At 60.6% G+C, this 25,631-nt stretch carries 29 protein-coding genes, 3 tRNA genes and 1 pseudogene; 14 read left to right on the top strand and 19 right to left on the bottom strand.

Annotated elements, in window-relative coordinates:
• Positions 1–5: 5 nt before the first annotated feature.
• The 6 genes from rplB to tuf all read right to left on the bottom strand — a co-directional run bounded on the left by rplB (position 6) and on the right by tuf (position 4,161).
• Entirely contained in the window at positions 6–839 is an 834-nt protein-coding gene (gene rplB, locus ACWUKX_RS15175; protein WP_029352208.1) for a 50S ribosomal protein L2, read from the bottom strand.
• 23 nt (positions 840–862) lie between these two features.
• Positions 863–1,156: a 50S ribosomal protein L23 gene (locus ACWUKX_RS15180; RefSeq protein ID WP_010909275.1), complete on the bottom strand. Its 294-nt coding sequence runs from the start codon at positions 1,154–1,156 to the stop codon at positions 863–865.
• Positions 1,153–1,773: a 50S ribosomal protein L4 gene (rplD, locus tag ACWUKX_RS15185; protein ID WP_065008704.1), complete on the bottom strand. Its 621-nt coding sequence runs from the start codon at positions 1,771–1,773 to the stop codon at positions 1,153–1,155. The genes ACWUKX_RS15180 and rplD overlap by 4 nt, the downstream gene beginning before the upstream one ends.
• Complete coding sequence (rplC, locus tag ACWUKX_RS15190) at positions 1,773–2,519, bottom strand: 50S ribosomal protein L3 (protein WP_456007695.1); 747 nt, start codon at positions 2,517–2,519, stop codon at positions 1,773–1,775. Before rplC ends, rplD begins: the two co-directional genes overlap by 1 nt.
• 94 nt (positions 2,520–2,613) lie before the next feature.
• Positions 2,614–2,922, bottom strand: a complete 309-nt coding sequence (gene rpsJ, locus ACWUKX_RS15195) for a 30S ribosomal protein S10 (RefSeq protein WP_006205468.1) — start codon at positions 2,920–2,922, stop codon at positions 2,614–2,616.
• A 63-nt stretch (positions 2,923–2,985) separates the two neighbouring features.
• On the bottom strand, positions 2,986–4,161 hold the full coding sequence (tuf, locus tag ACWUKX_RS15200; protein WP_029352152.1) for an elongation factor Tu: 1,176 nt from the start codon (positions 4,159–4,161) through the stop codon (positions 2,986–2,988).
• Positions 4,162–4,469: 308 nt separating this feature from the next.
• Here tuf and ACWUKX_RS15205 point away from each other — a divergent pair, with 308 nt between their 5' ends.
• Positions 4,470–5,357: a DMT family transporter gene (locus ACWUKX_RS15205; protein WP_456007697.1), complete on the top strand. Its 888-nt coding sequence runs from the start codon at positions 4,470–4,472 to the stop codon at positions 5,355–5,357.
• 138 nt (positions 5,358–5,495) lie between these two features.
• On the opposite strand, the gene ACWUKX_RS15210 is transcribed toward ACWUKX_RS15205, so the two are convergent.
• Complete coding sequence (locus tag ACWUKX_RS15210; protein ID WP_065008269.1) at positions 5,496–5,753, bottom strand: GlsB/YeaQ/YmgE family stress response membrane protein; 258 nt, start codon at positions 5,751–5,753, stop codon at positions 5,496–5,498.
• A 137-nt stretch (positions 5,754–5,890) separates the two neighbouring features.
• Between ACWUKX_RS15210 and ACWUKX_RS15215 the strand changes: the two are divergent.
• Positions 5,891–6,030: pseudogene (locus ACWUKX_RS15215) on the top strand (YidB family protein); the annotation flags it as partial.
• Between the two features lie 124 nt (positions 6,031–6,154).
• Here ACWUKX_RS15215 and ACWUKX_RS15220 read toward each other — a convergent pair.
• Positions 6,155–6,228, bottom strand: a tRNA-Gly gene (locus tag ACWUKX_RS15220).
• Positions 6,229–6,317: 89 nt separating this feature from the next.
• Positions 6,318–6,402 (bottom strand) — tRNA-Tyr (locus ACWUKX_RS15225).
• Positions 6,403–6,602: 200 nt separating this feature from the next.
• On the opposite strand from ACWUKX_RS15225, the gene ACWUKX_RS15230 reads away from it, so the two are divergent.
• Complete coding sequence (locus ACWUKX_RS15230) at positions 6,603–7,448, top strand: TrmH family RNA methyltransferase (RefSeq protein ID WP_456007699.1); 846 nt, start codon at positions 6,603–6,605, stop codon at positions 7,446–7,448.
• Positions 7,449–7,521: 73 nt separating this feature from the next.
• On the opposite strand, the gene ACWUKX_RS15235 is transcribed toward ACWUKX_RS15230, so the two are convergent.
• The 3 genes from ACWUKX_RS15235 to gcl are packed head-to-tail and all read right to left on the bottom strand — an operon-like array spanning position 7,522 to position 11,042.
• The gene (locus tag ACWUKX_RS15235; protein ID WP_456007701.1) at positions 7,522–8,409 is read right to left on the bottom strand and encodes a 2-hydroxy-3-oxopropionate reductase; all 888 of its coding nucleotides are present in this window, start codon (positions 8,407–8,409) and stop codon (positions 7,522–7,524) included.
• A 34-nt stretch (positions 8,410–8,443) separates the two neighbouring features.
• Complete coding sequence (gene hyi, locus ACWUKX_RS15240) at positions 8,444–9,241, bottom strand: hydroxypyruvate isomerase (protein ID WP_456007703.1); 798 nt, start codon at positions 9,239–9,241, stop codon at positions 8,444–8,446.
• 19 nt (positions 9,242–9,260) lie between these two features.
• Positions 9,261–11,042 (bottom strand): glyoxylate carboligase, encoded by a 1,782-nt coding sequence (gene gcl / locus ACWUKX_RS15245; protein ID WP_456007705.1) that lies wholly within the window; start codon positions 11,040–11,042, stop codon positions 9,261–9,263.
• Positions 11,043–11,247: 205 nt separating this feature from the next.
• On the opposite strand from gcl, the gene bhcR reads away from it, so the two are divergent.
• On the top strand, positions 11,248–12,066 hold the full coding sequence (gene bhcR / locus ACWUKX_RS15250; RefSeq protein ID WP_456007816.1) for an HTH-type transcriptional regulator BhcR: 819 nt from the start codon (positions 11,248–11,250) through the stop codon (positions 12,064–12,066).
• A 94-nt stretch (positions 12,067–12,160) separates the two neighbouring features.
• Here the strand turns inward: bhcR and ACWUKX_RS15255 are convergent, their stop codons facing one another.
• Both ACWUKX_RS15255 and ACWUKX_RS15260 read right to left on the bottom strand, forming a co-directional pair.
• Positions 12,161–12,469, bottom strand: a complete 309-nt coding sequence (locus tag ACWUKX_RS15255; protein WP_456007707.1) for a BA14K family protein — start codon at positions 12,467–12,469, stop codon at positions 12,161–12,163.
• A 189-nt stretch (positions 12,470–12,658) separates the two neighbouring features.
• Positions 12,659–12,826, bottom strand: coding sequence for a hypothetical protein (locus tag ACWUKX_RS15260; protein WP_456007709.1), 168 nt, complete (start codon positions 12,824–12,826; stop codon positions 12,659–12,661).
• 152 nt (positions 12,827–12,978) lie between these two features.
• On the opposite strand from ACWUKX_RS15260, the gene ACWUKX_RS15265 reads away from it, so the two are divergent.
• A tRNA-Thr gene (locus tag ACWUKX_RS15265) sits at positions 12,979–13,054 on the top strand.
• Positions 13,055–13,331: 277 nt separating this feature from the next.
• Here the strand turns inward: ACWUKX_RS15265 and ACWUKX_RS15270 are convergent.
• Entirely contained in the window at positions 13,332–13,745 is a 414-nt protein-coding gene (locus tag ACWUKX_RS15270; RefSeq protein ID WP_456007711.1) for a hypothetical protein, read from the bottom strand.
• A gap of 108 nt (positions 13,746–13,853) precedes the next feature.
• Here ACWUKX_RS15270 and ACWUKX_RS15275 point away from each other — a divergent pair, with 108 nt between their 5' ends.
• The 8 genes from ACWUKX_RS15275 to ACWUKX_RS15310 all read left to right on the top strand — a co-directional run bounded on the left by ACWUKX_RS15275 (position 13,854) and on the right by ACWUKX_RS15310 (position 18,885).
• On the top strand, positions 13,854–14,243 hold the full coding sequence (locus ACWUKX_RS15275) for a hypothetical protein (RefSeq protein ID WP_456007713.1): 390 nt from the start codon (positions 13,854–13,856) through the stop codon (positions 14,241–14,243).
• A gap of 757 nt (positions 14,244–15,000) precedes the next feature.
• The gene (locus ACWUKX_RS15280) at positions 15,001–15,231 is read left to right on the top strand and encodes a hypothetical protein (protein ID WP_456007715.1); all 231 of its coding nucleotides are present in this window, start codon (positions 15,001–15,003) and stop codon (positions 15,229–15,231) included.
• Positions 15,228–15,701, top strand: a complete 474-nt coding sequence (locus ACWUKX_RS15285; protein ID WP_456007717.1) for a Crp/Fnr family transcriptional regulator — start codon at positions 15,228–15,230, stop codon at positions 15,699–15,701. Before ACWUKX_RS15280 ends, ACWUKX_RS15285 begins: the two co-directional genes overlap by 4 nt.
• Before the next feature lie 82 nt (positions 15,702–15,783).
• Positions 15,784–16,029 carry a hypothetical protein gene (locus ACWUKX_RS15290; RefSeq protein ID WP_456007719.1) on the top strand — a complete coding sequence of 82 codons (246 nt, stop codon included), beginning with the start codon at positions 15,784–15,786 and terminating at the stop codon, positions 16,027–16,029.
• A 284-nt stretch (positions 16,030–16,313) separates the two neighbouring features.
• The gene (locus ACWUKX_RS15295) at positions 16,314–16,520 is read left to right on the top strand and encodes a hypothetical protein (protein WP_456007721.1); all 207 of its coding nucleotides are present in this window, start codon (positions 16,314–16,316) and stop codon (positions 16,518–16,520) included.
• Positions 16,521–17,095: 575 nt separating this feature from the next.
• Entirely contained in the window at positions 17,096–17,395 is a 300-nt protein-coding gene (locus tag ACWUKX_RS15300; RefSeq protein WP_128344980.1) for a PRC-barrel domain-containing protein, read from the top strand.
• A gap of 344 nt (positions 17,396–17,739) precedes the next feature.
• Positions 17,740–17,865 carry a hypothetical protein gene (locus ACWUKX_RS15305; RefSeq protein ID WP_456007723.1) on the top strand — a complete coding sequence of 42 codons (126 nt, stop codon included), beginning with the start codon at positions 17,740–17,742 and terminating at the stop codon, positions 17,863–17,865.
• 147 nt (positions 17,866–18,012) lie between these two features.
• Positions 18,013–18,885 (top strand): ferritin-like domain-containing protein, encoded by an 873-nt coding sequence (locus tag ACWUKX_RS15310; RefSeq protein WP_456007725.1) that lies wholly within the window; start codon positions 18,013–18,015, stop codon positions 18,883–18,885.
• A gap of 1,088 nt (positions 18,886–19,973) precedes the next feature.
• Here the strand turns inward: ACWUKX_RS15310 and ACWUKX_RS15315 are convergent.
• The 4 genes from ACWUKX_RS15315 to ACWUKX_RS15330 all read right to left on the bottom strand — a co-directional run bounded on the left by ACWUKX_RS15315 (position 19,974) and on the right by ACWUKX_RS15330 (position 24,408).
• A complete protein-coding gene (locus tag ACWUKX_RS15315; protein ID WP_456007727.1) occupies positions 19,974–20,324 on the bottom strand; it encodes a hypothetical protein in 351 nt (116 codons plus the stop codon).
• A gap of 938 nt (positions 20,325–21,262) precedes the next feature.
• Positions 21,263–21,673 carry a hypothetical protein gene (locus tag ACWUKX_RS15320; RefSeq protein WP_456007729.1) on the bottom strand — a complete coding sequence of 137 codons (411 nt, stop codon included), beginning with the start codon at positions 21,671–21,673 and terminating at the stop codon, positions 21,263–21,265.
• 705 nt (positions 21,674–22,378) lie between these two features.
• Positions 22,379–23,464 carry an FAD-binding oxidoreductase gene (locus ACWUKX_RS15325; protein WP_456007731.1) on the bottom strand — a complete coding sequence of 362 codons (1,086 nt, stop codon included), beginning with the start codon at positions 23,462–23,464 and terminating at the stop codon, positions 22,379–22,381.
• A gap of 86 nt (positions 23,465–23,550) precedes the next feature.
• Complete coding sequence (locus ACWUKX_RS15330; protein WP_456007733.1) at positions 23,551–24,408, bottom strand: LysR family transcriptional regulator; 858 nt, start codon at positions 24,406–24,408, stop codon at positions 23,551–23,553.
• A 134-nt stretch (positions 24,409–24,542) separates the two neighbouring features.
• On the opposite strand from ACWUKX_RS15330, the gene ACWUKX_RS15335 reads away from it, so the two are divergent.
• Entirely contained in the window at positions 24,543–25,625 is a 1,083-nt protein-coding gene (locus ACWUKX_RS15335) for an amidohydrolase family protein (RefSeq protein WP_456007735.1), read from the top strand.
• The last annotated feature ends 6 nt before the right edge of the window (positions 25,626–25,631 follow it).

A 25,631-nucleotide genomic window follows, 5' to 3' on the forward strand; every position in this document is an offset into this window, starting at 1 on the left:
TCTTCTTAGCTCTTGCGCTGATGGCGCGAGCGCAGGATGAACTTGTCGGTCGCCTTATTGGACCGCGTCTTCTTGCCCTTGGTAGGCTTGCCCCAAGGTGAAACCGGATGGCGGCCACCGGAGGTGCGGCCTTCGCCGCCGCCATGCGGATGGTCGACCGGGTTCATGGTCACGCCGCGGTTGTGCGGACGTTTTCCCCGCCACACAGTGCGGCCTGCCTTGCCGTCATTGATGTTGCCGTGGTCCGGGTTGGACACGGCGCCGACAGTGGCCATGCACGAGCCGTGGACGACGCGCTGCTCACCCGAGTTCAGGCGCAGGATCGCCATGCCCTGGTCACGGCCGACGAGCTGGGCGTAACCGCCAGCCGAACGGGCAACCTGGGCGCCCTTGCCCGGCTTCAGCTCGATGTTGTGGACGATCGTGCCGACCGGCATCGAGGCCAGCGGCATCGCATTGCCCGGCTTCACGTCGACCGCTTCGCCGGCCACGATCTTGTCGCCGGCAGCAAGGCGCTGCGGGGCGATGATGTAGGACAGCTCACCATCGTCATACTTGATCAGCGCGATGAAGGCGCTGCGGTTCGGATCGTATTCGATACGCTCGACAGTTCCGACAATGTCGAACTTGCGGCGCTTGAAGTCGATGATGCGGTAGGTACGCTTGTGACCGCCGCCGATGAAGCGGGCCGTGATGCGGCCGTAATTGTTACGGCCGCCCGACTTGGTCAGGCCTTCTGTCAAGCCCTTGACGGGCTTGCCCTTGTAGAGGCCCGAGCGATCGACGATGACCAGCTGGCGGGTGCTCGGCGTTATCGGGTTGAATTTTTTCAGTGCCATGTTTGTTGTCCTCGCGGTCTTGCTCAGAGACCCGTCGCGACGTCGATCGACTGGCCGTCGGCCAGCGTCACGATCGCCTTCTTGACGTCGCTCTGGCGGCCGATCGTGCCGCGGAAGCGCTTGATCTTGCCCTTGCGGACAAGCGTGTTCACGGCCATCACCTTGACGCCGAACAGCGCTTCGACGGCAGCCTTGATTTCCGGCTTCGACGCCTTCTTGGCGACGTTGAAGACGACCTGGTTCTGCTCGGAAGCCATGGTCGACTTTTCGGTGATCGCCGGCGAGACGATCACGTCGTAGTGACGAAGGTCGGTCATTTGAAGCGCTCCTCGAGAGCCTCGACGGCGGCCTTCGAAAGGACCAGCGTGCCGCGGCGCAAAATGTCGTAGACGTTGATGCCCTGGATGGGCAGCACGTCGATGTTCGGGATGTTCGTCGCCGCCAGCTTGAAGTTCTTATCGAGCTCGGCGCCACCGATCACCAGGGCATTGGACAGGCCCAGCGTCGCGAAATTCGCGATCAGCGCCTTGGTCTTGGCCTCGGTCAGCATCAACTCGTCGATGATGATGAGCGACGCGCTCTTGGCCTTGGCCGAGAGAGCATGCTTGAGGCCCAGCGCGCGCACCTTCTTCGGCAGGTCGTGCTCGTGGCTGCGGACGACCGGGCCATGGGCCTTGCCGCCGCCGCGGAACTGCGGAGCGCGTGCCGAATGGTGGCGGGCGCGGCCCGTACCCTTCTGCTTGTACATCTTGGCGCCGGTGCGGGCGATCTCGGCGCGACCCTTGGTCTTGTGCGTGCCCTGCTGCTTCTTGGCAAGCTGCCAGCGCACGACGCGCTGCAGGATGTCCTCGCGCGGATCAAGGCCGAAAATCTCCTCGGAGAGTTTCACCTTGCCGGCGTCCTTGCCGCCAAGCGTTGTGATCTTGAGGTCCATTATTCCGCTCCCTCTGTGGCCGGGGCATCTACTGTGGCCGGGGCATCGTTCTTGGCGCCATCAGTGGTTGCAATGACGCGGATTGCGGCGGGCTTCGGCGCATTGGCCGGCAGCGCAAACTTGGCCGCGTCGCGGACCAGGATCCACGCGCCCTTCGAACCGGGAACCGCGCCGCGGATCAGGATCAGGCCGCGATCGGCGTCGGTCGAGACGACCTCGACATTTTGCGTGGTGACGCGGGTGTCGCCCATGTGGCCGGCCATATGCTTGCCCTTGAACACCTTGCCCGGGTCCTGGCGCTGGCCGGTCGAGCCGTGGGTACGGTGCGAGACCGAGTTGCCGTGGGTCGCGCGGCCACCGCCCATGTGGTGCCGCTTGATAACGCCCTGGAAACCCTTGCCGATCGTGGTTCCCGTCACATCGACCTTCTGGCCGGCGACGAAATGATCGACAGTGATCTCGGCGCCGACATCGATCATGTTGTCGGCGGAGACACGGAATTCGGCAACCTTGGCCTTCGGCTCGACGGAAGCGGTCGCGAAATGGCCGCGCATCGCCTTCGACGTGTTCTTCACCTTGGCAAGGCCAACGCCGAGCTGGACGGCGGTATAGCCGTTCTTCTCCTGCGTGCGCTGCGCCACGACCTGGCAGTTCTCCATCTGGAGAACAGTGACGGGAACATGTTCCCCGGCATCGTTGTAGATGCGGGTCATTCCCACCTTCTTTGCAATCACACCTGAACGCATCGGTTCAATTCCTTTAGAGTTCCCTGTCGGGGCTGTCGCCCCTCCACGCCTCTTGTTCCTTCAGAGTTCCGGGTCGCCCCGCCCCTCTGGTTCCTTAAAGCTTGATCTCGACGTCGACACCGGCGGCAAGATCGAGCTTCATCAAAGCGTCGACTGTCTGCGGGGTCGGATCGACGATATCGAGCAGACGCTTGTGCGTGCGCATCTCGAACTGCTCGCGGCTCTTCTTGTCGACGTGAGGCGACCGGTTGACCGTGAACTTTTCGATCCGCGTCGGCAGCGGAATGGGGCCGCGGACGTTGGCGCCGGTGCGCTTGGCCGTCGACACGATTTCCCGCGTCGAGGCGTCAAGCACCCGGTGATCAAACGCCTTCAGGCGGATGCGGATATTCTGTCCGTTCATGCGTCACTTCCTTGTTCTGGCGCGGCGCGGGCAGCGCCCGCGACAGATCGGTTTAAGTCCAAATTACTCTTTGATGGTGACGACGATGCCGGCACCGACGGTGCGGCCGCCTTCACGGATGGCGAAGCGCAGCTTCTCTTCCATGGCGATCGGCACGATCAGCTCGACATCGACCGTGATGTTGTCGCCCGGCATCACCATCTCGGTGCCTTCCGGCAGCGACACGATGCCGGTCACATCGGTCGTGCGGAAATAGAACTGCGGACGGTAGTTGGTGAAGAACGGCGTGTGACGGCCACCCTCGTCCTTGGTCAGGATGTAGGCTTCGGCGACGAACTTCTTGTGCGGCTTGACCGTGCCGGGCTTGGCCAGAACCTGGCCGCGCTCGACACCTTCGCGGTCGACGCCGCGCAAGAGCGCGCCGATGTTGTCGCCGGCCTGGCCCTGGTCGAGCAGCTTGCGGAACATCTCGACGCCCGTGCAGGTCGTCTTGGTCGTCGGACGGATGCCGATGATCTCCAGCTCCTCGCCGACCTTGACCACGCCGCGCTCGACGCGGCCGGTCACCACCGTGCCGCGGCCCGAGATCGAGAACACGTCCTCGATCGGCATCAGGAACGGCTTGTCCAGCGGACGAACCGGCGTCGGGATGTAGTCGTCGACCGCAGCCATCAATTCGCGGATCGAATCCTCGCCGATCTTCTTGTCGGAATCTTCCAAAGCGGCAAGTGCCGAACCCTTGACGATCGGAATGTCGTCGCCGGGGAACTCGTTCTTGGTCAGCAGCTCACGCACCTCGAGCTCGACCAGCTCGAGCAACTCGGCGTCGTCGACCTGGTCGACCTTGTTCAAAAACACCACGATCGACGGCACGCCGACCTGACGGGCCAGCAGAATGTGCTCGCGGGTCTGCGGCATCGGGCCGTCGGCGGCCGACACAACCAGGATCGCGCCGTCCATCTGCGCGGCACCGGTGATCATGTTCTTCACATAGTCGGCGTGGCCGGGGCAGTCGACATGGGCGTAGTGGCGGTTGGCCGTCTCGTATTCGACATGCGCCGTCGAGATGGTGATGCCGCGCGCCTTCTCCTCGGGCGCCGCATCGATCTGGTCGTAGCGCTTGTATTCGCCAAAATACTTGGTGATCGCCGCCGTCAGCGACGTCTTGCCATGATCGACATGGCCAATCGTGCCGATGTTCACATGAGGCTTTGTACGCTCGAATTTACCTTTTGCCATAGTCTTCTTTCCTTGGACGGCCTGGACCTTCAGTTCAGTCGAATGCGGGGCGATTAGCGACTACGGCCGAAAAACACAAGTGCCTTGTGGCCGGGCGCTTTCTCACCCGGTCTGAACCCATGATCCGGTTTTCGGGGATGTGGCGCGGATATAGGAACGAACAAGAAGGAATGGAATGGCCGAAGATAGGTTCCGCGGGTATCCGCATTCAACGGGTGGATATCGCCGCTTCCGCCTGTTCGCCGTGCCGGATTTCCAGCCGGATCTGGCCCATTGCCGGTGTGGCGCCGGTCTGATTTCCTGATCCGATGCATTTCATTCCGATCGCCATCCGCGGCCCGCTGTTCATGATCCTCTCGACCGGGTCCTATGTCGTCAACGACACCATGATGAAGCTGGCGACGGTGGGGCTGCCACCCTATCAGGTGTTGTTTCTGCGCGGGACGGCGGCAACGCTGTGGGGCATCCCGTTGCTGCTTTCGCTAGGTTACGCCAAGCAGATTCCGCTGATCCTCGACAGGAGAGTGTTACAAAGAAACCTGCTCGAGCTGGCGGCAATCCTTTGCTACGTCGTGGCGCTCGCCAACATGCAGATCGCCGATTCGACCGCCTTGGGGCAGATCACTCCCCTGCTCATGCTGATTGGCTCCTCTGTCCTGTTCCGCGAACGCATCGGAGGGGTGCGCACGGCGCTGATCGGGCTTGGTTTCATCGGAGCGGTGATGGTGGCGCAGCCGACGATGCAGGGTATCTCGATCTACGCCTTGCTGGCGCTCGGCAACGCGGCTTTCGCCGCCGCGCGCGATCTCGCCGGGCGGCGGGTCGCCGCCGATGTGCCTGGAATGATCGTCGCAATTTCCGCGGTGGTGGTGGTGCTGGTCGGCTCAGGCGCTGCGCATCTGATGTCCGAGCGTTGGGTGATGCCCGAGACACATCATTTGATGCTGATGGCCGGGGCCGGCTTGTTCCTGATCTTCGGCCACTTCTTCATCTTCATGGCCTATCGCGTCGGGCCGACCGGCGTGGTGGCGCCGTTCTATTACTGCTTCACCGTCTGGGCGGTCATTTCGGGTCTGGTGGTGTTCCAGCAATTGCCGAACGCGCTGGCGATCGGCGGCATCCTGCTGGTGGTGGCCAGCGGGCTGACCATCGTGTCGCTCGACGAGCGCAGGCGCCGTCTGACCGTGGTGGCCTAGAACTGGATACTGCCCAAGGACGACAGTCGGCTGAGTGTAGAACTCATGGCAAGCCTGAACGAGGACCTAGCGATGTTGCTGACGGTTAAAAACGTCGGGCAGGCTGCCGAAGCGACAGCTCTGCCTGGCTTCTAATTTCTAAAGAGCCCGGTTCCCGGTGAACTGGTGATAGGCCCACAGAACGACCACCGATCCCAGCACGGCGACGATCAGGCTGTAGATGTTGAGGCCGGTAACGCCTGACGCGCCGAAGGCGCTGAAGATCAGGCCGCCGACAACAGCGCCGACGATCCCGAGTACGATATCAAGAACAAGGCCCTGCCCGCTCTTGTTGACGATCTTGCTGCCTATAAAGCCGGCGATGGCGCCAAGGATGATCCAGCTTAATATTGACATTTTCCTCTCCATTCCCCGCACCAGATTACTTCCACATTATTAAACAAAGCTCAAGCCAACTTGAAATTTCATGATTACGGAAAGCTCAACCAGCTTGAAATTCGGCCGGATGCGTCATTGTGGAGATGGAACGGCAGGCCAACGACCCGGGCAAAGCGCTAGACCCACAGATCATTCGCGAGATCGCGCAAAGGACAGGGCTGAACGAGCAGGACTTGCTCAAGCAACTATCCGCGGCTTTGCCGGGCGTCGTCGATCAGTTGCGCCGAACGGATAGGTGCCGCAACAGCATCAGATCGCTTCCGCGTTCAACAGCCAGTGAGTTGGAGCCTGCGCGTCCACCGGGCGCGCAATGCTCTAGCACCTTGATTTCTGGCATTTTGATCTTGCGTGTGGAAATCTGGAGCGGGTAGCGGGAATCGAACCCGCATATTCAGCTTGGAAGGCTGCTGCTCTACCACTGAGCTATACCCGCGCCTTTCAGTTAAGCATCGGATTCATCCGAAAACCGCTATACACTTTTCGGTCCGATGCTCTTGCGTTTCAAGGCTTCCGGGCTGGCAGTGGTGGAGAGGGTTGGATTCGAACCAACGTAGGCTAAGCCAACGGATTTACAGTCCGTCCCCTTTAACCACTCGGGCACCTCTCCAGCCTGCCGTAGAAGCCTTGCAACGAGGCATTCTCGCCGATTAGGGTCGAAACCTCTGGTTTTGTCCGAAATCAGCGAAGCGCCTTATGGCGGCAAGGTCATTGAGTGTCAACCGCGCAGCCAGGCTTTTTCGTTGTTGTTCGGTATCCGCCGCGACGTGCCATATCCTTAGCCGAAGGAGGCGGTTATAGAGGCCAACCATGAGCAATAAGTCAGGCACCCCAAAAGACACCCACTACGCCAAGCTGCGCCGAGCGCATCGCGACGAGAAGAGCGGCGGCGCGGCGGCGTTCAGGCCGCGCCAGCCGGTGCCGCCAGGAGAGACAGCAGCGGACGGCCTGGTGCGGCTTTACGGCCTGCACACGGTGCGAGCAGCGCTCGACAACCCGCGCCGGCGGATCAAGAAGATGCTGGTAACGCGCAACGCCGCAGAGCGGCTGGCGATCGCCGACCTCGCCGCCCTGCCCTTCAAGACGGAACTGGTCGAGCCAAAAGACATCGACAAGGTCACCGGCTCCGACGCCGTCCATCAAGGCGTGCTGATCGAGGCCGAGCCGCTAAAACCCAAGCGGCTCGATGCGCTCGGCAATACGACGCTGGTGCTGGTGCTCGACCAGATCACCGATCCGCACAATGTCGGCGCGATCCTGCGCTCGGCGGTCGCCTTCGGCGCCGGCGCGCTGATCACCACGGCGCGCCACAGCCCGCATGAATCCGGCGTGCTGGCGAAATCGGCCTCCGGCGCGCTGGAGCATATCGACCAGATCGAGGTGAAGAACCTCGCCGACGCGCTCGGTCAATTGCACGAGGCCGGCTTTCAGACCATCGGCCTCGACTCGGACGGACCGGCGGAATTGGAGACGAGTTTCGCCGGCGACAAGCTCGCGCTGGTGCTCGGCGCCGAAGGCAAGGGCCTGCGCCAGAAGACGCGCGAGACGGTGACGACGCTCGCCCGCCTCGACATGCCCGGCGCCATCCGCTCGCTCAACGTCTCGAACGCCGCGGCGGTCAGCCTTTATGCAGCGAGGAAATTTCTAGGGCAGTAGGGGAATAGGGCAGTAAGGGAGTAGGGAAGTGCAGTTTGTCGGATGCCGTGAATTTTGACCTCCCCCTACTGCCCTACTCCCCTAGCCCATGTCCCGCCATCCGCTCCAGCGCCCTGACCAGCGCCGAGTGATCCTCCTTGGCGCCGCCATTGGCCGCGCAGGAGTTGAACAATTGCTGCGTCGTCGAGGTGTTGGGCAGCGAAACGCCGAGCGCTTTGGCCCCTTCCAGCGCCAGGTTAAGATCCTTCTGGTGCAGTTCGATGCGAAACCCCGGCGAAAAGCTGCGCTTGATCATGCGCTCGCCATGCACTTCGAGGATGCGCGAGGCGGCGAGCCCGCCCATCAGCGCCTGACGCACCTTGGCCGGGTCGGCCCCGGCTTTCGATGAAAAAACAAGCGCTTCGGCGACCGCTTCAATGGTCAACGCAACGACGATCTGGTTGGCGACCTTGGTGATCTGGCCGACGCCATTGGGGCCGACCAGCGTGATGTTCTTGCCCATCTTTTCGAACACCGGCCTGGCGCGCTCGAAGGCCTTTTCCTCGCCGCCGACCATAATGGTCAGCGACGCGGCCTTGGCGCCGACCTCGCCGCCCGACACCGGCGCATCGAGATAGTCGCAGCCGAAGTCGTTAATCTTCTTGGCAAAAGCCTTGGTCTCGACCGGCGAGATCGAGCTCATGTCGATGACCAGCTTGCCTTCGGTCAGGCCGGCAGCGACGCCGTTGTCGCCGAACAGCACATCGGCCACCTCAGGCGTGTCGGGAACCATGGTGACGATGATATCGGCCGTTTTCGCAACGGCGTTGTGGCCGGAGACGGTCTTCAGACCCTTGGCGACGAGATCGGTCGGCGGTTTCGAGCGGTGATCGCTGGCGACGACGATGTAGCCCGCGTCGAGCAGATGCCCCGCCATCGGCGCGCCCATGATGCCGAGGCCAATGAAACCGATGGTGTCCATTGTTGTTCTCCGTTTCAATAATCCCCGGCCTGCCCTACGCCGCCGCACTGCCCTGCCCTGCAAATTTCCTGAACCAGCCCAGTCCGGCTTCCGTGCCGGCCTTCGGCTTGTACTCCGCCCCGACCCAGCCGGAATAGCCGATACTGTCGATGTGGTTGTACAGAAAAGGAAAATTGATCTCGCCCGTCCCCGGCTCATGACGGCCGGGATTGTCCGCAAGCTGGATATGCGCAATGCGGTCGAGGTTTGCCTCAATGGTGCGGGCGAGATCCCCCTCCATGATCTGCATGTGGTAGATGTCGTATTGCAGGAACAGGTTCTTCGAGCCGACGCGGTCGATGAGCGCCAGAGCCTGATCCGAATAGTTCAGGAAGAAGCCGGGAATATCGAGCGTGTTGATCGGCTCGATCAACAGCCTGATGCCGGCTTGCTCCAGCTTCTCCGCCGCGAACGCCAGGTTTTCGGCGAAGACGTCTTCCAGCACACTCCGGTCGACGCCCTGCGGCGCAATGCCGGCGAGGCAGTTAACCTGTTCGCAGCCCAGCGCATGCGCATAGGTGATCGCCTTGGCGACGCCTTGCCGGAACTCGGGAACGCGATCCGGCAACACGGCGATGCCGCGCTCGCCCTTGCCCCAATCGCCGGCTGGCAAGTTGAACAGCACCTGCGTCAGGCCGTTCTTCTTCAACCTCGCCGCAACCACCTCCGGCGCATGGTCGTAAGGCCGGATATATTCGACACCCCTAAAGCCGGCGTGGGCGGCGGCTTCGAAGCGGTCGAGAAACTCGTGCTCGCCAAAGAGCATCGAAAGATTGGCTGAAAAACGCGGCATTCTTTTTTCTCCGTAGAGTCTAATCAAGCATGACGATCGCCGTGGGGGCATCCTCGTGGCTCTCGGCAAGCTCCTCGAATTCGGTGATCTTGTCGATTTCGGTGCCCATCGAAATGTTGGTGACGCGTTCGAGGATAAATTCGAGCACGACGGGAACCTGGTGCTCCTTCATCAGGCGCTGCGCCTGCTTGAAGGCGCCCGCGAATTCCTCCGGCCTGCGCACCCGGACCGCCTTGCAGCCCATCGCCTCGGCGACGGCGACATGGTCGACGCCGTAGCCAGCCTCAGGGTCATCCTTCCGGTTGACGTTCTCGAAGCCGAGGTTGACCTCGAAATCCATCGAAAAGCCGCGCTGCGCCTGACGGATCAGGCCGAGATAGGCATTGTTCACGACGACGTGGATATAGGGCAATCTGTGCTGCGCGCCGGCCGCCAGCTCCTCGATCATGAACTGGAAATCATAGTCGCCGGACAGCGCCACTATATTGCGGTGCGGATCGGCGGCGCGAACGCCGAGTGCTGCCGGCAGCGTCCAGCCGAGTGGACCGGCCTGGCCGCAATTGATCCAGTTGCGCGGCTTGTAGACATGCAGGAACTGCGCGCCGGCGATCTGCGAAAGCCCGATCGTGGTGACATAGGTGGTGTCGCGGCCAAATGCTTTGTTCATCTCCTCATAGACGCGCTGCGGTTTCAGCGGCACCTGGTCGAAATGCGTCTTGCGCTTCATCGTCTTCTTGCGGGCATGGCATTCCCTGGCCCAGCCCGACCAGTCGCGCAATTTTCCCGCCGTCCTCCACTCGGTGGCGACGTCGAGCAGCATTTTGAGCGCCGCACCGGCATCCGACACGACACCGAGGTCCGGCGCGAAGACGCGGCCGATCTGAGTGGGCTCGATGTCGACGTGGATGAATTTCTTGCCCCTGGTGTAGACGTCGACCGAGCCGGTGTGGCGGTTGGCCCAGCGGTTGCCGATGCCGAAGACGAAATTGGCTTCGAGCATCGTCGCGTTGCCGTAGCGATGCGATGTCTGAAGCCCGCACATGCCGGCCATCAGCCGGTGGTCGTCGGGGATCGCGCCCCAGCCCATCAGCGTCGGAATGACGGGCACGCCGGTGACTTCGGCGAACTCGATCAGCAAATCCGAAGCATCGGCGTTGATAATGCCGCCGCCGGCGACGATGACAGGCTTTTCCGCCGCGTTTAGCATCGCCAAGGCTTTCTCGGCCTGGCTGCGCGACATCGCCGGCTTGAACGGCACCAGCGGCTCATAGGCATCGATGTCGAACTCGATCTCGGCCAGTTGCACGTCTACTGGCAGATCGACGAGGACCGGACCGGGCCGCGACGAGCGCATCAAGTGGAACGCCTTCTGCAGCGCCATCGGCACCAGATAGGGTTCCATGACGGTGACCGCCCATTTGGCGACAGGCGCGGCGATGGCGGCGATGTCGACGGCCTGGAAATCCTCCTTGCTGAGACGCGCGCGCGGCGCCTGGCCGGTGATACAGAGGATCGGGATAGAATCGGCCGCGGCCGAATAGAGCCCGGTGATCATGTCTGTACCGGCCGGACCCGAAGTGCCGATGCACAGGCCGATATTGCCTGATTTAGCGCGGGTATAGCCTTCGGCCATGTGCGAGGCCGCCTCGACATGGCGCGCCAGGATGTGGCGGATGGTGCCCCTCGCCTTCAGCGCCGAATAAAACGGGTTGATCGCCGCGCCCGGCACCCCGAAGGCGCAGGAGATGCCTTCCTTTTCGAGAACGAGAACCGCTGCGTCGACCGCGCGCATCCTTGCCATGTCCGCCTCCACGGAATTTGTTGATGGCCGAGAATGCCAGTGTGCCGACTATTTTTCAATTTTTTCGAAATATTTTTTCATTTCTAAGAAGTGACGGCTAGCGATTGATTTCATTGAGTTATCCGTTTTCCATAGGTTCGGCTTGGCAGATCAGTGAAAAACTTTTTCATTGCGTATTCGACGCGAAATCGGCAAGAATGCCGCCATGGAAACCACCGAAAAACGCCAGCGCGGACGTCCGCGTGCCTTCCATGGTCCGTCCGACGCCGCTTCGGTGCAGTCGCTCGACCGGGCGCTGCGCATTCTGGCCATCGTCGCCGAAGGCAGCGGCCTGTCGCTGAGCGAGATCGCCGCGCAGAGCGACCTTGCGGCTTCCACCGCCTACCGCATGCTGACGACGCTGGAAAACCACGCCATGGTCGAGTTCGACAGCAACGACCAGCTCTGGTCGATCGGCGTCGGGACTTATCGCATGGGCGCGGCGTTCCTGCGCCGCCGCAAGCTGGTCGATCGCGCCCGCACGGTCATGCAGGAACTGATGGAGAAGACCGGCGAGACCGCCAATCTCGGCGTCGCCGAGGACGATTGCGTCGTCTTCGTCAGCCAGGTCGAGACGCATCAGGCGATCCGCGCCTTCTTCCGGCCGGGCACGCGCAGTTCCTTCCATGCGTCGGGTATCGGCAAGGCGGTGCTGGCGCATCTCGAGCCGGAACGCGTCGGCGCCATCCTGCGCCGGGCCGGGTTGGAGCGCTTCACCGAAAACACGCTGTCCGACATCTCGGCGCTGGCCCGTGATCTGGTGGTCATCAAGCTGCGCGGCTGGTCGGTCGACGACGAGGAGCGGCACCCCGGCATGCGTTGCGTGGCCGCCGCCATCTTCAACGAGTTCGGCGAACCGATCGGCGGCGTTTCGGTTTCGGGACCGACGGTGCGGGTGACGCCGGAGCGGCTCGCAGAGATCGGCCCGCTCGTGCATGATGCAGCGGCGGCGGTGACGAAGATGATCGGCGGCAGGACGCCCTAAGGACCTGACGCCGTAAGCATGAGCGGGCAACCCTCCAGACAAAGAAAAAGGGGCCGTGGGGTGCACCTTCTTCCGGTTGCCTGAAACGGTCCTCTCAAAGCCGGCAGCAGTGACGGTAGCCGTCGTAGCCGACATAGGTGTCCGCGTAAGGATCGTAACTCTGATAGCGGTTGAGGCAGCGACGGACGTGCCATGAGCCGCCGTTCTCGTCGATATAGACGGTGCGCAGTTGGGCGAGCGCGCTGCCGAGCAGGAAGCCGCCGACGCCGGCGGCGATGCCGATGCTAAGGTGCTTGTTGTGATGGTGCTTGTGATGGGCGGCCGAAGGCTGAACGGTGCCGGCCAGCATGGCGGCGGCGACAGTGATGGCGAAGAGGCCGGAAACGATGGTGCGCTTGAACATGATGATCTCTTTGCTGCGTTGTGAGAGAGGCGATCCATCCGCTCTTGACGATCAGTCGTCGCAGCAAGGAAAAAGGTTCGATAATTTTTTGGATTTTTTCGAATGCGCAAAAGCGGCCAGTCTGAACAGGGCTTGCAGCCGGCATCGCGACCGCGAGGAGCGCCAGTCGACAGTCCGCCGGCGGAAGCCTCAGCCCATGCCGGTGATATGGCGCAGCCAGAAGGCGAGCGCGATGAAGCCGATGATGGTGGTGAGTCCGGTCCAGTCGACGTTGGCGCTCTTCACTTGCTTGATGAGCTTCACCAGGAGAATCCAGGCCACGACCACGACCAGGGCAATGACGACAAGTCTGATCATGCGACACCCTCGCCTATGCGATTGCACCTTCGACCAATATAGGAATCGAATTGGCCGTTTTCAGGATGCCGCGCCGGCGGTTCCGGCGCGCTCACCGGCAAAACAGAGTTTTGTCTTTACTGGCGCAACAAATATGCTAACCGGAGCGCCGTGCCCTTGTAGCTCAGCTGGTAGAGCAGCGGTTTTGTAAACCGAAGGTCGGCGGTTCGATTCCGTCCGGGGGCACCAGCAAAACCAATATAATCAAATACTTCATGGGAAGAGCGCGGCCACATGGGCGGCTTTTCATGTGGCAACACGTTACATTGAAAACCGCTGATTTGCGGGCTTTTCAACGTGTTGCTGTTTATTCCATGCAACACGGATGCAACGCGAGCCACGAAAAAGCCCGCCGAAGCGGGGTCTCCGGTCTTTGTGGTGGGGCGTCGGGTCAGTTGCCTATGGCGCTGACATGCATCGCTAATGCGTCGGACCTGCTCGGCCGAAATCGTGCGCAGGTGGTCCACTAGTCGACGATGCCAAGACCGGAGAGAAGACCGTAGGCAGCAAGGATGCTGAGGGACACCGTCTTGAACGACACGACAAGGCCGAGGACAGTCGTGTAGGCAGCGGGCACAAGCTTGACGGCCGTTCCCGAACCCGCCTCGCGCCGGATGCGCCACTCGCGGATCGGGAAATTGACAGGGCCGCCGAGGAACTCGAGGTAGTCTCGCAGGAATACCCTCAGTCGGTAGCCGACGATGCCCGGGACCTCGCTCCAGTGTCCGGAGAGCCAGCGGAGGCCGTAGATGCCGTAGCCCGCCATCAGGAGCAGAAGCAATCCGATCCAGGCCCACCCGAGCCAGCTGTACGCAGCGGGCGAAATCGGGTTCTCCTCACCGGCGACCCACAGCCACAGGACGTAGGCGCCCAGAAGCACGAGGATGCATCCGGCCGCCGTGGCGAAGGCGATGGGGCGTTCCCCGCAGGACGCCACTCGGTCCCGATCCACGACAGGATTGCGCGGACTCCTATGAGGACGAGGTGAATGGCGAAGATGGCGATCGCGACGACGGCGAAGCGCTGTAGGCCGCTGGTCATTGCCTCCCGACCGAACAACAAGACGCCCGCAATGACCGCGAGCAGTATATTGATGATGCCCCTCAAGTCTGCCTGCGGTTCCCAAACATTGCCTCAGGTCGGGAAACAGTTGCGAAATCGCCTCATTGTCCGGTGGGGAGAGAGGGCTTGGACAGATGCCGTCATGACAATCGCTCTGACCAGTGGCGAAAGCGCACTGGAGCACGGCGATCTCGCGCACGTGGCGAAGTCCTGCGGCGCCTGCGTAGGCTCATTGCGGCCGCAAAACGAAAACGCCAAGGTTTTGACGCAACTCGCTATCGCGCGTGCCATGATGCGCGCCGGCAAACCCCTTTAGCATTAGGAGTGGGTCAGTTTCAATTTCTGAATATGATTGGCTGTGCCGCCCACAAGGGCGTATGGTGAAGTGTCGTCCGCACCAAACCGAGGCAAACGGACGCTTGAAAGAGCAGATCACGCTTTCGCCCCGACGAGGGAGGAGAGTGTTATGGCCTTCTCAAAATTCAAAGCGTATTCACGTCGACCGACCTGGACCTTCTCCAGAAGGTATTCGAGCAGCTGTGCCAAGAGCGTCGTCTGGCCCTTAAAGACCGGGACCAGAGGGAACGGCTCGCCTGCCAAGTTATTGAAGCTTTCGAGAACGGCTTCACAGACGAAACAGAGTTGTGGCAAGCGCTTTCGAAGCGCCGCACGGCCAGTGCGTGAACTTTAGGTGCTGCGCATTATAAAAGAGCCCGTTCCGTTGAGAGGTCCGGAACGGGCCCGAAACCCACGGAGTGGTGGGTCCGACGGGGCAAATTCGGCATTAGATTCACCCGGTCCCCAACTTCTAAGTCAGCGCAATGTTCCATCGTCCCATCGCGTGCTCATTTCCTCGCGAAAGTCTTGTAGCGCGGCGTTTGCTACTGAACGCTTTCGGACAAATCTTGGCCAGTGGCTTCGGAATAGACAGGCCTTCGCCCTCCTCGCGAATTTCCAGCCAAACAATTTGCGAGTGGCGTCCACAGGGTATACGTTGTCGTATGGGCCGCCGTGTTTCCCGGATGCAGCCGACAGTAAGAGGTTCGTGCTCTTGCCCGTCAGGGAGAAGAGCCATGCCCCAATCTCTCCTTCGCAACCATGTTTTGAAAACCCTCTCCTCCGAGGATTTCGCGCTTTTACAGCCCTCGATACATCACGTCGAACTGGCCATCAAAGCGGAGTTGGAGATCCAATATCAGCCGATCGAGCACGTCTATTTTCCAGAGGCGGGTATTACGTCGGTGGTCGCGACCATGACCGGAGGGCGGCAAGCGAAGTTGGCACCATTGGGCACGATGGCATGACGGGTCTTGCGGCAGTGCTCGGCCAGGACAAGTCTTCCAACGAAACCTATATCCAGGTCGCGGGCAATGGCTGGTGCCTGCGGGTGGACGATTTGCGTGTCGCGCTCTCGAAAAGCCCGACACTACGAACGTCACTGCTGCGCTATGCTCACGCATTCCTGGTTCAGTCGTCCCGAACGGCACTGGTCAACGGCCATTCGAAAATCGACGAAAGGCTGGCCCGCAGGTTGCTGATGGTCCACGACCGGATCGAAGGAAACAAGATCTACCTGACCCATGAATTTCTGGCGACCATGCTTGGCACTCGGCGCCCCGGCGTCACCACGGCTCTCCAAATGCTTGAATATAGGGGGCTGGTTCAAGCTCGGCGCGGCGAAATCACAATCGTCGACCGCCCCGGAATGATAGAACTCACTCATGGTGCTTATGGCGAGGAGGAGCAACGTCACTTCGGCATTGCCTCCGGCTGATTGTCTGGAATCGGACATTCCCTTGAAGGCTGTCGCATCTTGGGCGTAAATCGTGTTGGTTTTGGTTCGGGGAGGCATCTTGATGACAAACACGTTTCACACCGTCACGGTTGAAAGAGCGGCCGAGGCCTATGTCCTTTCCAGAGGCAGGGCCCGATTCCTCTCCATCGCACAGGCAATCCGTGCCATCCGAACACTCATGCCGGCCTGCAACGCCACCGACTGCCAGTTGGAGGAAATTCTGGCGGCGGAATGCATCATTCACAGTGTGCCCGTCGTTTTCGACGCAACAATGGGCGACGGCTCGGAAACGCGGCTCCATTCATAGGGCCTGAGATGCCCGCGCACCCCTCCGAGGCCTATTTCATAGGACATTCGCCAAGCGATTGTCTGCTATCTGCTCGACAATGTCGAAAACCCGATGTCCGCGCCTTGCGAGACGCGTTCCCACTTTCCGAGCGGACGGATTGGGAACTTGGCGATCGTGTAGCTCGCAGCGCGATCGATGCAGGATTTGCTATTGATTTCGATGGGGTGTTTCCGTAATCGCAGAATCTTGTTCTCCTCGACTTCGACCATATTCGCTGGTGACGGCATATCCGGAATGAAGGCATGGCGGGCGAGTATTTAAATCACCTTTTAGAGTGCCCGTTCTGTGGCACCATTCGGCTGCAGATTCCGATTGATGCAGAGCCTTCAACGCCAATTAGCTGCGCCGATTGCGGCGAATATCTCGGTACATGGGATGATCTCCAGACGGACTTCGAACGCCAGGGTGGCAACAATGGGGTGTTTCGTCTCGACAAGGGCGCATCCTGAAGCTCGGCTAAGCGCTCTGGAGTTTCCCCACATGAATCGAGATTCTTCGCAGTGATCGTCTGTATTCGCACTTCTGCCGCTCTCCCTCGCCAAGGCGAACGCCTTCTCCTTGTCCTTCGTCGCCAGCATGTCGAATCAGCGCGGGCCCTTCGTCAGCGACATCGGGATCAAGAAAAGGCAGCCGCACGGCGTTTCAATTAGCGTCCCACGACGGCGTGCGTTTCCTCTACGGTATGGCTGCAGAATACCGAAAGGATCGTGCATAGTGATGTTCGGTCGCCTGGATATTTCAAACTGAGACACTACCCGGGTTCGTTTGAGCTTGCCCACGGAACGCGCTCTGTTTGCTATCGTCTCGAGCGTCAACGCCGCGATTTCAGCACCCGGGCCTCACGGGTCAATTAATTCCAGTTGGTGCGCGGCAGCTCCAAAAATCTGCGCTCTGTCCAGCGGGAGACCGGATTGTCAGGCTGTCGCGAAACGGCGAGATCACATTTGCCATCTACCTGGCTTCCTTCGGAACAGATGGCCTTGCCGGGGATTAAGGCCATTCGAACCCACAAGGAGCCAAAGCAATGGACCACACCAATCATGTCCGCCTAACTGAGGCGGAACTCACACCCGATATTCTCGAGGATGCCACGATCTACGGCCCCGATGATGAGAACATCGGATCGGTCTCACGTGTCGACGGCACCGGGAGTACCGCCACAGTCATCATCGACGTCGGCGGCTTCCTCGGTATTGGCGCGAAGTCAGTAGCGGTTCCTGCCAGCCAATTAGAGTTTATGCGGGACGAAGACGGCGATGTTCACGCCGTCACCACATGGACGGAGGACCAGCTCACGGACATGCCGGAGTATATCGACACCTAAACCTTATCGAGCGTTAAGGTCGACCCCAACGCCGACTCATTCAGAGCATCGGCGAAGGCGTCGACCTGATCGTCGAATTGTGCATTGGGGAACGAGCAGACCTCATCGAGGTAGACTCAAGGCGATCTCAAACAATCTCGAACAAGAAACCTGCCGGTCTCGCCGTCGGATACAAGCGCGATGGGCAAGTTATTGCGGCGATGGCGCCTGTGCACATCATGGTGAGCAGCGGCGAGAGACCAATGCCTGGAGTGATGCTCTAGGTCGACACTGAGGACAAAGCGCTCGCGGCCGAGCCGGACGGCTACCTCCATGTTATGTGGCCCAAGGTCGATGAGTTGCGCATGCCGACGGCGCAGACCCGGACGCGCATGATCGTCGGCTGGGTTGCGATGGTCGGTGTCGTTGGCCTGTTTGGCTGGCTTGCCTATTCCGCACCGGCGAGGCGGCGTAAAGGGGTGGATGCCTGATGTCGTGCGTTGGTTCCGACCATCGACTGAACTTCCGACCCGCCGCCACAACCAGATCCCGGAACCTTTGGACTGCGGCGATGTTTGGTTAACTGGCCCGCACTTGAGGAGCCAAGACTGACGCCGGGCGGGCTTTAGGAGGAAGTCATGTTCCGTGCGATCCCTTCACTTATTCTTCCCCGCCGCCGCCTCTTGCAGTTTGGCTTGGGCGCGACGCTTGCCTCGACTGTAGGCCGCGCTTCAGTATCGCTCGCCGACGAGGCCAGTGATATCAAAGACGAGGATGTCTTCCAGTTCGCGCTCAATCTGGAGTACATGGAGGCGGAGTATTACCTGCGCGGCACGACCGGGAAAGGAGTCGATGATTCCGATGCAGGTGCGGATGCGGGCCAAGTGACCGGCGGCAAGCAGGTTTCCTTCGAAACGCCTGCCATCGGCGAGTTCATGGCCGAGGTGGCAGAAAACGAACTGGCTCACGTGAGGTTCTATCGCAAGACCCTCGGAGACCAGGCTGTGCCTAGGCCGACCATCGATTTCGAAGCTGGCTTCGCAGCCGTCGCAAAGGCTGCAGGGCTAGGGGAAGACTTCGATCCCTTCGGTAATGAGACGAACTTCGTCCTTGGCGGAATGCTCTTCGAGGATGTTGGTGTTACCGCCTATGCCGGCGCGGCGACAGTGTTGAAGAACAAGGATTTCCTCGCCGCCGCCGCTGGAATCCTAGCCGTTGAGGCTTACCACATGGGAATGGCGCGATCAACGCTCTACCGAAAGGGCGAACAGGCCTGGAAAGCCGCCAACGCGGTCTCCGACGCGCGTGACAAGATCGACGGATCGGACGACAAGGACCAAGGCATCCGGGTAGACGGCAAGGCAAACATCGTTCCTTCGACACCGGATGCGATAGCCTTCACCCGAACACCGCAAGAGGTGTTGCGCATCGTGTATCTCACCGATCAGGAAGGTGCGAGCAAGGGTGGCTTTTACCCCAATGGAATGAACGGCAAGATAAAAAGTACCTGAATCGTCTGGGCTGTCCGAGTGGCCAAAGCCTGACATCGACGATCGCTACGACCTTGCCGCCGTCATGATCTGTGCCGATGGAACATCGCTGGCCAGCGATCTCGGAGGGAGAGGACGCGACGACGGGACGCCCGGTCGCTTATGATTCTCCCTGCGTTAAATACCACGGGCTGGGCGAGATTTGAGTGGCGTCGCGGCGGAAGCCTTATACCAGTTTAGCGTCCTAACGGGAGTTTCGACGCCGAAAACAGTTCTTCCTCGTCCGTGATTCCGGCTTGGTAGTTTGCGATGATGCGGGACGCGATCGCTTCACGTCGCTGCGGGGATTGACCCTCGATCGTCAACCTCTCGAGACGCGGCCGAGCAAGGCATCTTGTGCAGCTAATCCAATTGGAAACTCAATCAAAGAGAAACACGCGGGATGGCGCGCGCGATCAAGAGCGGCGATCCACTGTCCTTAGACGCGTGGTGATGCATACAGAGATAGTCTCCGAAAATGGCATTGCATACCAGCGGAGCGCGCCTTGCGCGCCTTGGCGCGGCAAGCCGTATAGGATCGTCGACAACGTCCGGCGTTCGGATTGTCACCGCCGACGTCGCAACGGGATCGAGCAGTCAGGTCAGTGGACGTGGTCCAACCTCAGCGGCGGCGAGGATGCCGCAGCTGTTGCGACTGAGCCATGCAACCGTAGAACATAAGCTGAAAACGCAAAAGCCCGCTGCCAAAGATAGGCCCGCTAGGTCACGCTCGAAGAACGCGAGCGGAACAGAGCATCGAATGGCCGCAGGAACAGGCCCGTTTCAGCGTTGCAGGATCCAAATGGATCGTTGTCGGCCGCTTGGTTCGAAGGCTAGAAGCCGAACAGCAAAGAGGGCGCAGAACCGGAACTGGCGCGGTTTCGTCCCGCCCGCGTTCTGGAGGACAAGACGGTCATGTGCGCGTTTTGCTGCGTAGCGCTTTAAAGCCCATTCCCGAACCGATCCTCGGCTGGCGGCAACTCGCACGCCAGCCGAGTTCATTCTCAGTCGGTCGTCGGGGAGACCAGCCCAGCGACCGCTGGGCACTCCGATGCGTGTCGAACCGCCGATCAACAACCTTCGGGGGTCTTTTTCATCTGGCCGGGCGCGGCGGTGTTGGCAGCCGTGTCCTGCTGGCCCGGAGCGGCCTGCTGAGCACTACCGGTCTGCTGGCCAGGTGCGCAGTCCCTGGCCGAGTTCGGATTGGTGGTGCCGCTGGTGGTGGTCGTGTCGGTGCCCTGATCGTTGGGCGTGTTGGCCCCGCTGGTGGTGGTGCCGGTGCCCTGGGTCGTGCTGGGCACGGTTGTTGTGGTCGAAGTTCCGCCCGTCGAGGTGCCGCTGGAGGTACCGCTCGTCGTCTGGGCAAGGGAAAGCCCGGCCGACACTGCCAGAATTGCCGACGCCAAAAGTATGCGTTTCATCTTCTTTCTCCGGTTCTGAATGCGCGACATGCGCTGGTAAATCCAACAGGCAGACCGAAGGAGTGTTCCGCCTATGAAGTGTCAACTTTTGTAACTCTGGCCTTACGGCTAGTCTCCGCGCCAGGAGTGCGAAACGAACGGCACTTACTTTATTCGTCCCTCCAGAGCACCCGCACTCGAAACTTTCAGGCGTCACGTGGAGGGATGCGTCACGATGTTGTCGGGTTTGGAAACGTAGCCACGTTTCGGAGTTCCGTCTGGATAGCCATCAAAGGTATGGCGGGTGGCAGCAACATCATTCACAAAGTCAGTGCACCACTTCACGGCCCCCGTGGCGGGCCGATCGATGCGCTGCCGATGGCGGTGTTACTACTTTGATGCAATGTTGAATTGCAGCCCGCTTATGTTCCGGGCCGCTCTGGATTCGTCGCCTTCCGGAGGCTTGTTGACCAGGGTCGGCATGAGCGGTTCGATAAACTGCAACCGGCCATCCCCGGAACTCTTACTTATACTGGAACCCGTTCCCCTTTCCGCAGCGTGGGTCGGACATTGGAACGAAAGACGCGTTCGCGAATTCTTCCGCTAGATAATTGGAATCGTCGCCCATGAGGCTCGCGACCCTCCACCTTGAAACTGCGAGATACGGCGACGTATATCGCGCCGCAAGGCTCGCGATGTTAAGGCAGCAAATGGTGAGGCACATCAAGCGGACGGACCGCTCGGCGCAGAAAGTCGAGCAAGCGCTGGTCAGGTTGGCTGAAGCCAACGCGCCCGTAGAGCGGCTCGCGCGGCATCAGTAGGGCGGCGCTCACGGCAGAGCTCCGGTGAAGATCGCGCCTACGTCGACAGCCGGTAGTGATCTCATGTCAGTTGCTCTTCTCGGGCAGGCCCATTGTGTCGCCGGTCGCCTTCTCCACCCGATCGAAAAGGGTGCGCAGTCAAAAGAGCTGCGCAGGCAGCAGCTTGCGGACGGTATGCAGATCGCTCCGCTCGAAGTCGCCCGCGGCGACAGCGCCCGTCGCCTGGAATATGTCAGAAGCCGCGTCGAGCGTCGGATCCAGCAGGGCGCCCGGAGTGTTTCGGGTCGCATACCTGGAGATCGGCTTGCCGGTGACCATCGAGGGGCCAAGCGTGCCCCTGGTGGCCTTCTCCAGCACGCCATTGGCATCCATCGCCCATCCGGTCAGGCCGGACCAGTCGAGGGCTTCCACCGCCCACACCTTTGGATCTTCGGAAGTCTCGCGGCCGGCGATCGTTTCCTTTGCCCAATACGTCACGGCGCCAAGGCCAAGCGACAGCATCACCCCGTCAAGGGTTGCTGCATCTCTTTGCTGAAAGCCCGCGAGCATCGTTTTCTGCATGCCCGAAATCGAAAATGACTTGAATTGACCTACCGGTCTTCCCAGTTCCGTGCTCATCCACAACGGCTTGTCCTGCCCAGGAGTCACGATGATCCGATCGACTTCGCGGACAACCGCCGCTCGAAACGCTTCGATTGCACCGCGATCGGACCAGTCGCCAGCCTTCGCAAACAGGATGCCGTTTTGCTCCTCACGATATTCGGCGAACTGCTTGACGATTCGGCCGGCCAGGTCGGCATCGATGTCGGAAGAAAGGCTCCGGATGTCTCTCGCCGTCCCCTTCCCTTCTGCGACACGCTGCGAAGCGCGTATGGCCGGAGTCGACCCAAGTGCGACGTAGAACGCTCTGTGGGGACACGGCAGAGCCGAATCCTTTGGCCGGCTCGGTCGCGCCAGAAGCTGTCCTTGCCAAGCTGATCGCGAAATGTCGTCTCTTGGGCCGAATGCTGACTGGCGGCTTTGAGGCTCGGATTATAAGAAGCGGCCCTTCAGGCCCCCCGCGGGTACCGACGTGATCTGACCCAATCCGACCATTCCCGCCGCACGATGCGCCAGAAAGCCGACATTCAAAGGATACCAGCGGCCAAGCGCAGGTTGCCCGAACCGACTCATGAGTGCGCGCGCCGTTTATCCAATCATGTGAGCCAGCGGCATGCCCGCAGCGCCGGGCTTGGCCATCAATTCGCAATGAGGTCAGAGATCGAGGCAAACGGTGCCTTGCGGCCGGCTGCAGCAAGCCAGCACATAACCAGCCGCCTTCTCTTGAAGGCTGAGTCCTCCAAGGTCGTCGATCACGACGTCACCTGAGAGCTTGACCGTCCGACAGGTTCCGCAAATGCCCTGCTGGCATGCGGAAGGGATGTAGAGGCCGCTATTGCGCGCCGCATCGAGCAGAGTCTCTCCAGGCGCACACAGGTGCTCCACGCCAGACCGGGCGAAACGGACACAAGTTGGGCCAGCGGCAGCCGATTGAGGAGGCATGGAATTGCCCCCGGCGCCGCCGAAACTTTCCTCGTGGTACTGCGAGGGTGCGATGCCGATCTCCGCGACACAGGCCCGAACCGTCTGCATAAACGGCTCGGGGCCGCAAACGTAAGATGTGCGCTGGTGAAGGTCGGGAGCCAGCCGCAAGAGCATGGGGCCGTCGATCCGACCCATAGGGCCCTGCCACGCCGAACCTTCCTGAGTGCAGATGAAGCTTACATCGACATTGGAGAATCGCGCGGCGATCGCCTCCAACTCGGAGCGGAAAGCGATGTCGTTCGCCGTCCGAGCGCAGTGAATGAAACGGATGTCATGACCAGATGCCCGGTCGGTTAGCGCCCGCAGCATCGACATAACGGGAGTGATGCCGCTGCCGCCCGAAAGGAAAAGCGGCTTTTCGGATGGCAGATCGTCGAAGTTAAAACGCCCGACTGGCCCTTCGATTTCAATGTCGTGGCCCGGACGGAGATTGTCGTGAAGCCAGTTGGAAACAAGCCCGCCCTTCACCCGCTTCACCGTGATCTGCAGGTCGAGCGGTCGAGTCGGCGGAGACGACACTGAGTACGATCTTGTTACTCGGGTGCCGTCGATCGTCAGGTGCAGGACTAAATACTGGCCTGCACTGAAGCTGAACATGTGGCCAGAAGCGGCCGAAAACACGAATGTCCTGACATCGGACGTGTCATCGATGATGCGTCGGCAGCGCACGAACTGTCTTGCGCTCTCCGCCCATTGCCGTTGACGCATCGCTGGAGCGAAATCGGTGGCCGAAAAGGAAGCGTGTGCGTTCATCATTTGACTCTGCTTGACCTGGCCAGGATGGCAGCCGGGATGCTTTAAAAAAAGCGGCAGATGTCCCCTTTACAATCGGGTATTTCGATCTAACTTTCCATGGACATAACGGCCAGATGGAGCGCGCGAATCCCTCTGCGGATGATCGGCTCGTGCTTGCGGCGCGCCAAAATAGCGGTGTGAACGGGCTGCTGAAGCGCGGGCGAACCCTCGACCACAAAAGACGGCCGCTCGGCGGTATATCGCCGAGCGTCGTCACTGCGCATATAGCAAGTGCCACCCATGCGCCGCAGCATCGCTTCGGCGAGCGTTTCCGAGCCCATCGAAAGGCGGCCTATCGCCAATGCCGGTAGCGCCACGGCGTGGGCTTTTTCAAGCGCGACCGTGTAGCCTGGCCGGATATACGTATCCGGGTTGACCTCCGACAGGATCCTGGCAGACGTAGACACCATCACGTATTCTTCGACCATAAGAGGATCGTAGGAGATTTCAGGCAGGTATCGGGGCGCGTAAACCACAGCAATATCCAGGTTTCCCAAGCTCAAATCGGAAATCATCTGCGGCGAATAGTCGGATTCCACGTGAATTGACGATTTTGGCAGCACTTGGAACAACGTCTCCACCCAACCTGGCAATATCGAGCGCGTCATCCCGACCTGGGCAGCGACGCGCAAGGTGCCTTCGAACCGGTTAAATGCCCGCACGTCATGGCGGGCCTGTGACCATGTCGACAGCACGGCGCGCGCATAGGCTTCGAAACGCCGCCCCGCCGCGGTCGGTTCGGCGCCGGCTCGTCCTCGCAGGAAGAGCTCCGAACCGATGGCCTGCTCCAAGTTCCTGATGCGGGTGCTGACTGTTGACTGCGTTACGCCCAAACGATCCGCAGTGCGGTTGAAATTTCGCGACTCCATGATGTCGAGAAAGGTCTCGATGTGCTCCAGCTGCATGTCACCTCGCAATCGAAAAATCCGATCGTATTACCCCAAATTACAAGCTTGATCAAATAATTCCCAAGGCGGAAGCTGCGGTTGAAGGAGCCGGCTAGGTTAGTCGGCCTGCTACGCCAAGGAGTTGGATAGGGGTGTGCATAGTCGATTGCGATTGTCACAATTACTGGTCGAGCGCGACGGTGCTCGAGCCCTACCTTTCCGGCGTCTGGAAAGACATGTTCATGGAAGGCGAGAAAACTGGTCCGAGAGGCGCCTTCCCGCACGGGCACCGTCCGTGGTTCCACCCGCAGGACTTCTCCCGCAAGGATGTCAGGCCAGAGACCGAAGCCGACAATTATCTCATCATGAAGGAAAAGCACCTCGACAAATATAATGTCGGGGCCGCTATCCTCACCGGCGACGAGCCGATAGAGGCATCCACGCTGGCAAACCCCTATTACGCCAGTGCGCTGGTCAGCGCCTATAACGACTATCAAATCGCCGAGTGGCTTCCCAAAGACAGTCGCTTTATGGGTTCCATCATCATCGCGCCGCAGGATCCGAAGCTCGCAGCAGCCGAGATCCGCCGCCTCGGCAATCATCCCCGTGTGGTACAGGTTCTGGCCTCCCAAGGCTCGGTCAAACCCTACGGCGATCCGTTCTATCATCCAATTTTCGAGGCTTGCGCCGAAGTCGGGCTGCCATTCGCGATCCACCTGGGCGGCCATGGCGGCATCAACTGGAACGCGGTTGCGCCGGCTCCGACTACCTTTTTCTGGGAGACGCACGCTATTCTTCACATGTCGGCCTTGTCGCATGTGGCGAGCATGATCGCGCATGGCGTTTTCGAGAAATGGCCGGATTTGTATTTCGTGATCATCGAGTGCGGCGTGGCCTGGGTTCCGTCGGTATTGTGGCGCCTGGACGCAGACTACAAAGCGCTTCGCAAGGAAACGCCGTGGCTGAAGATGCTGCCCTCAGAGTATTGCCGGCGTAACATCCGCTTTTCCACGCAGCCGCTGGAGCAGCCCGCGAACATACAGCATCTCTGGTCCACTCTCGAAGCAATGGACGGGGAGAACACACTGATGTTTGCCTCCGACTACCCGCATTGGGATTATGACGATGCCAACACGCTGCACATCCCGCCCGCCTGGAAAAGCAAGATCATGGGAATGAATGCGCTCGAGGTCTATAAACGCATTCCCCGCACGCAAGCGGCGAATGCCGCGTGACGGGAG

Source organism: Mesorhizobium sp. f-mel (assembly GCF_053850215.1).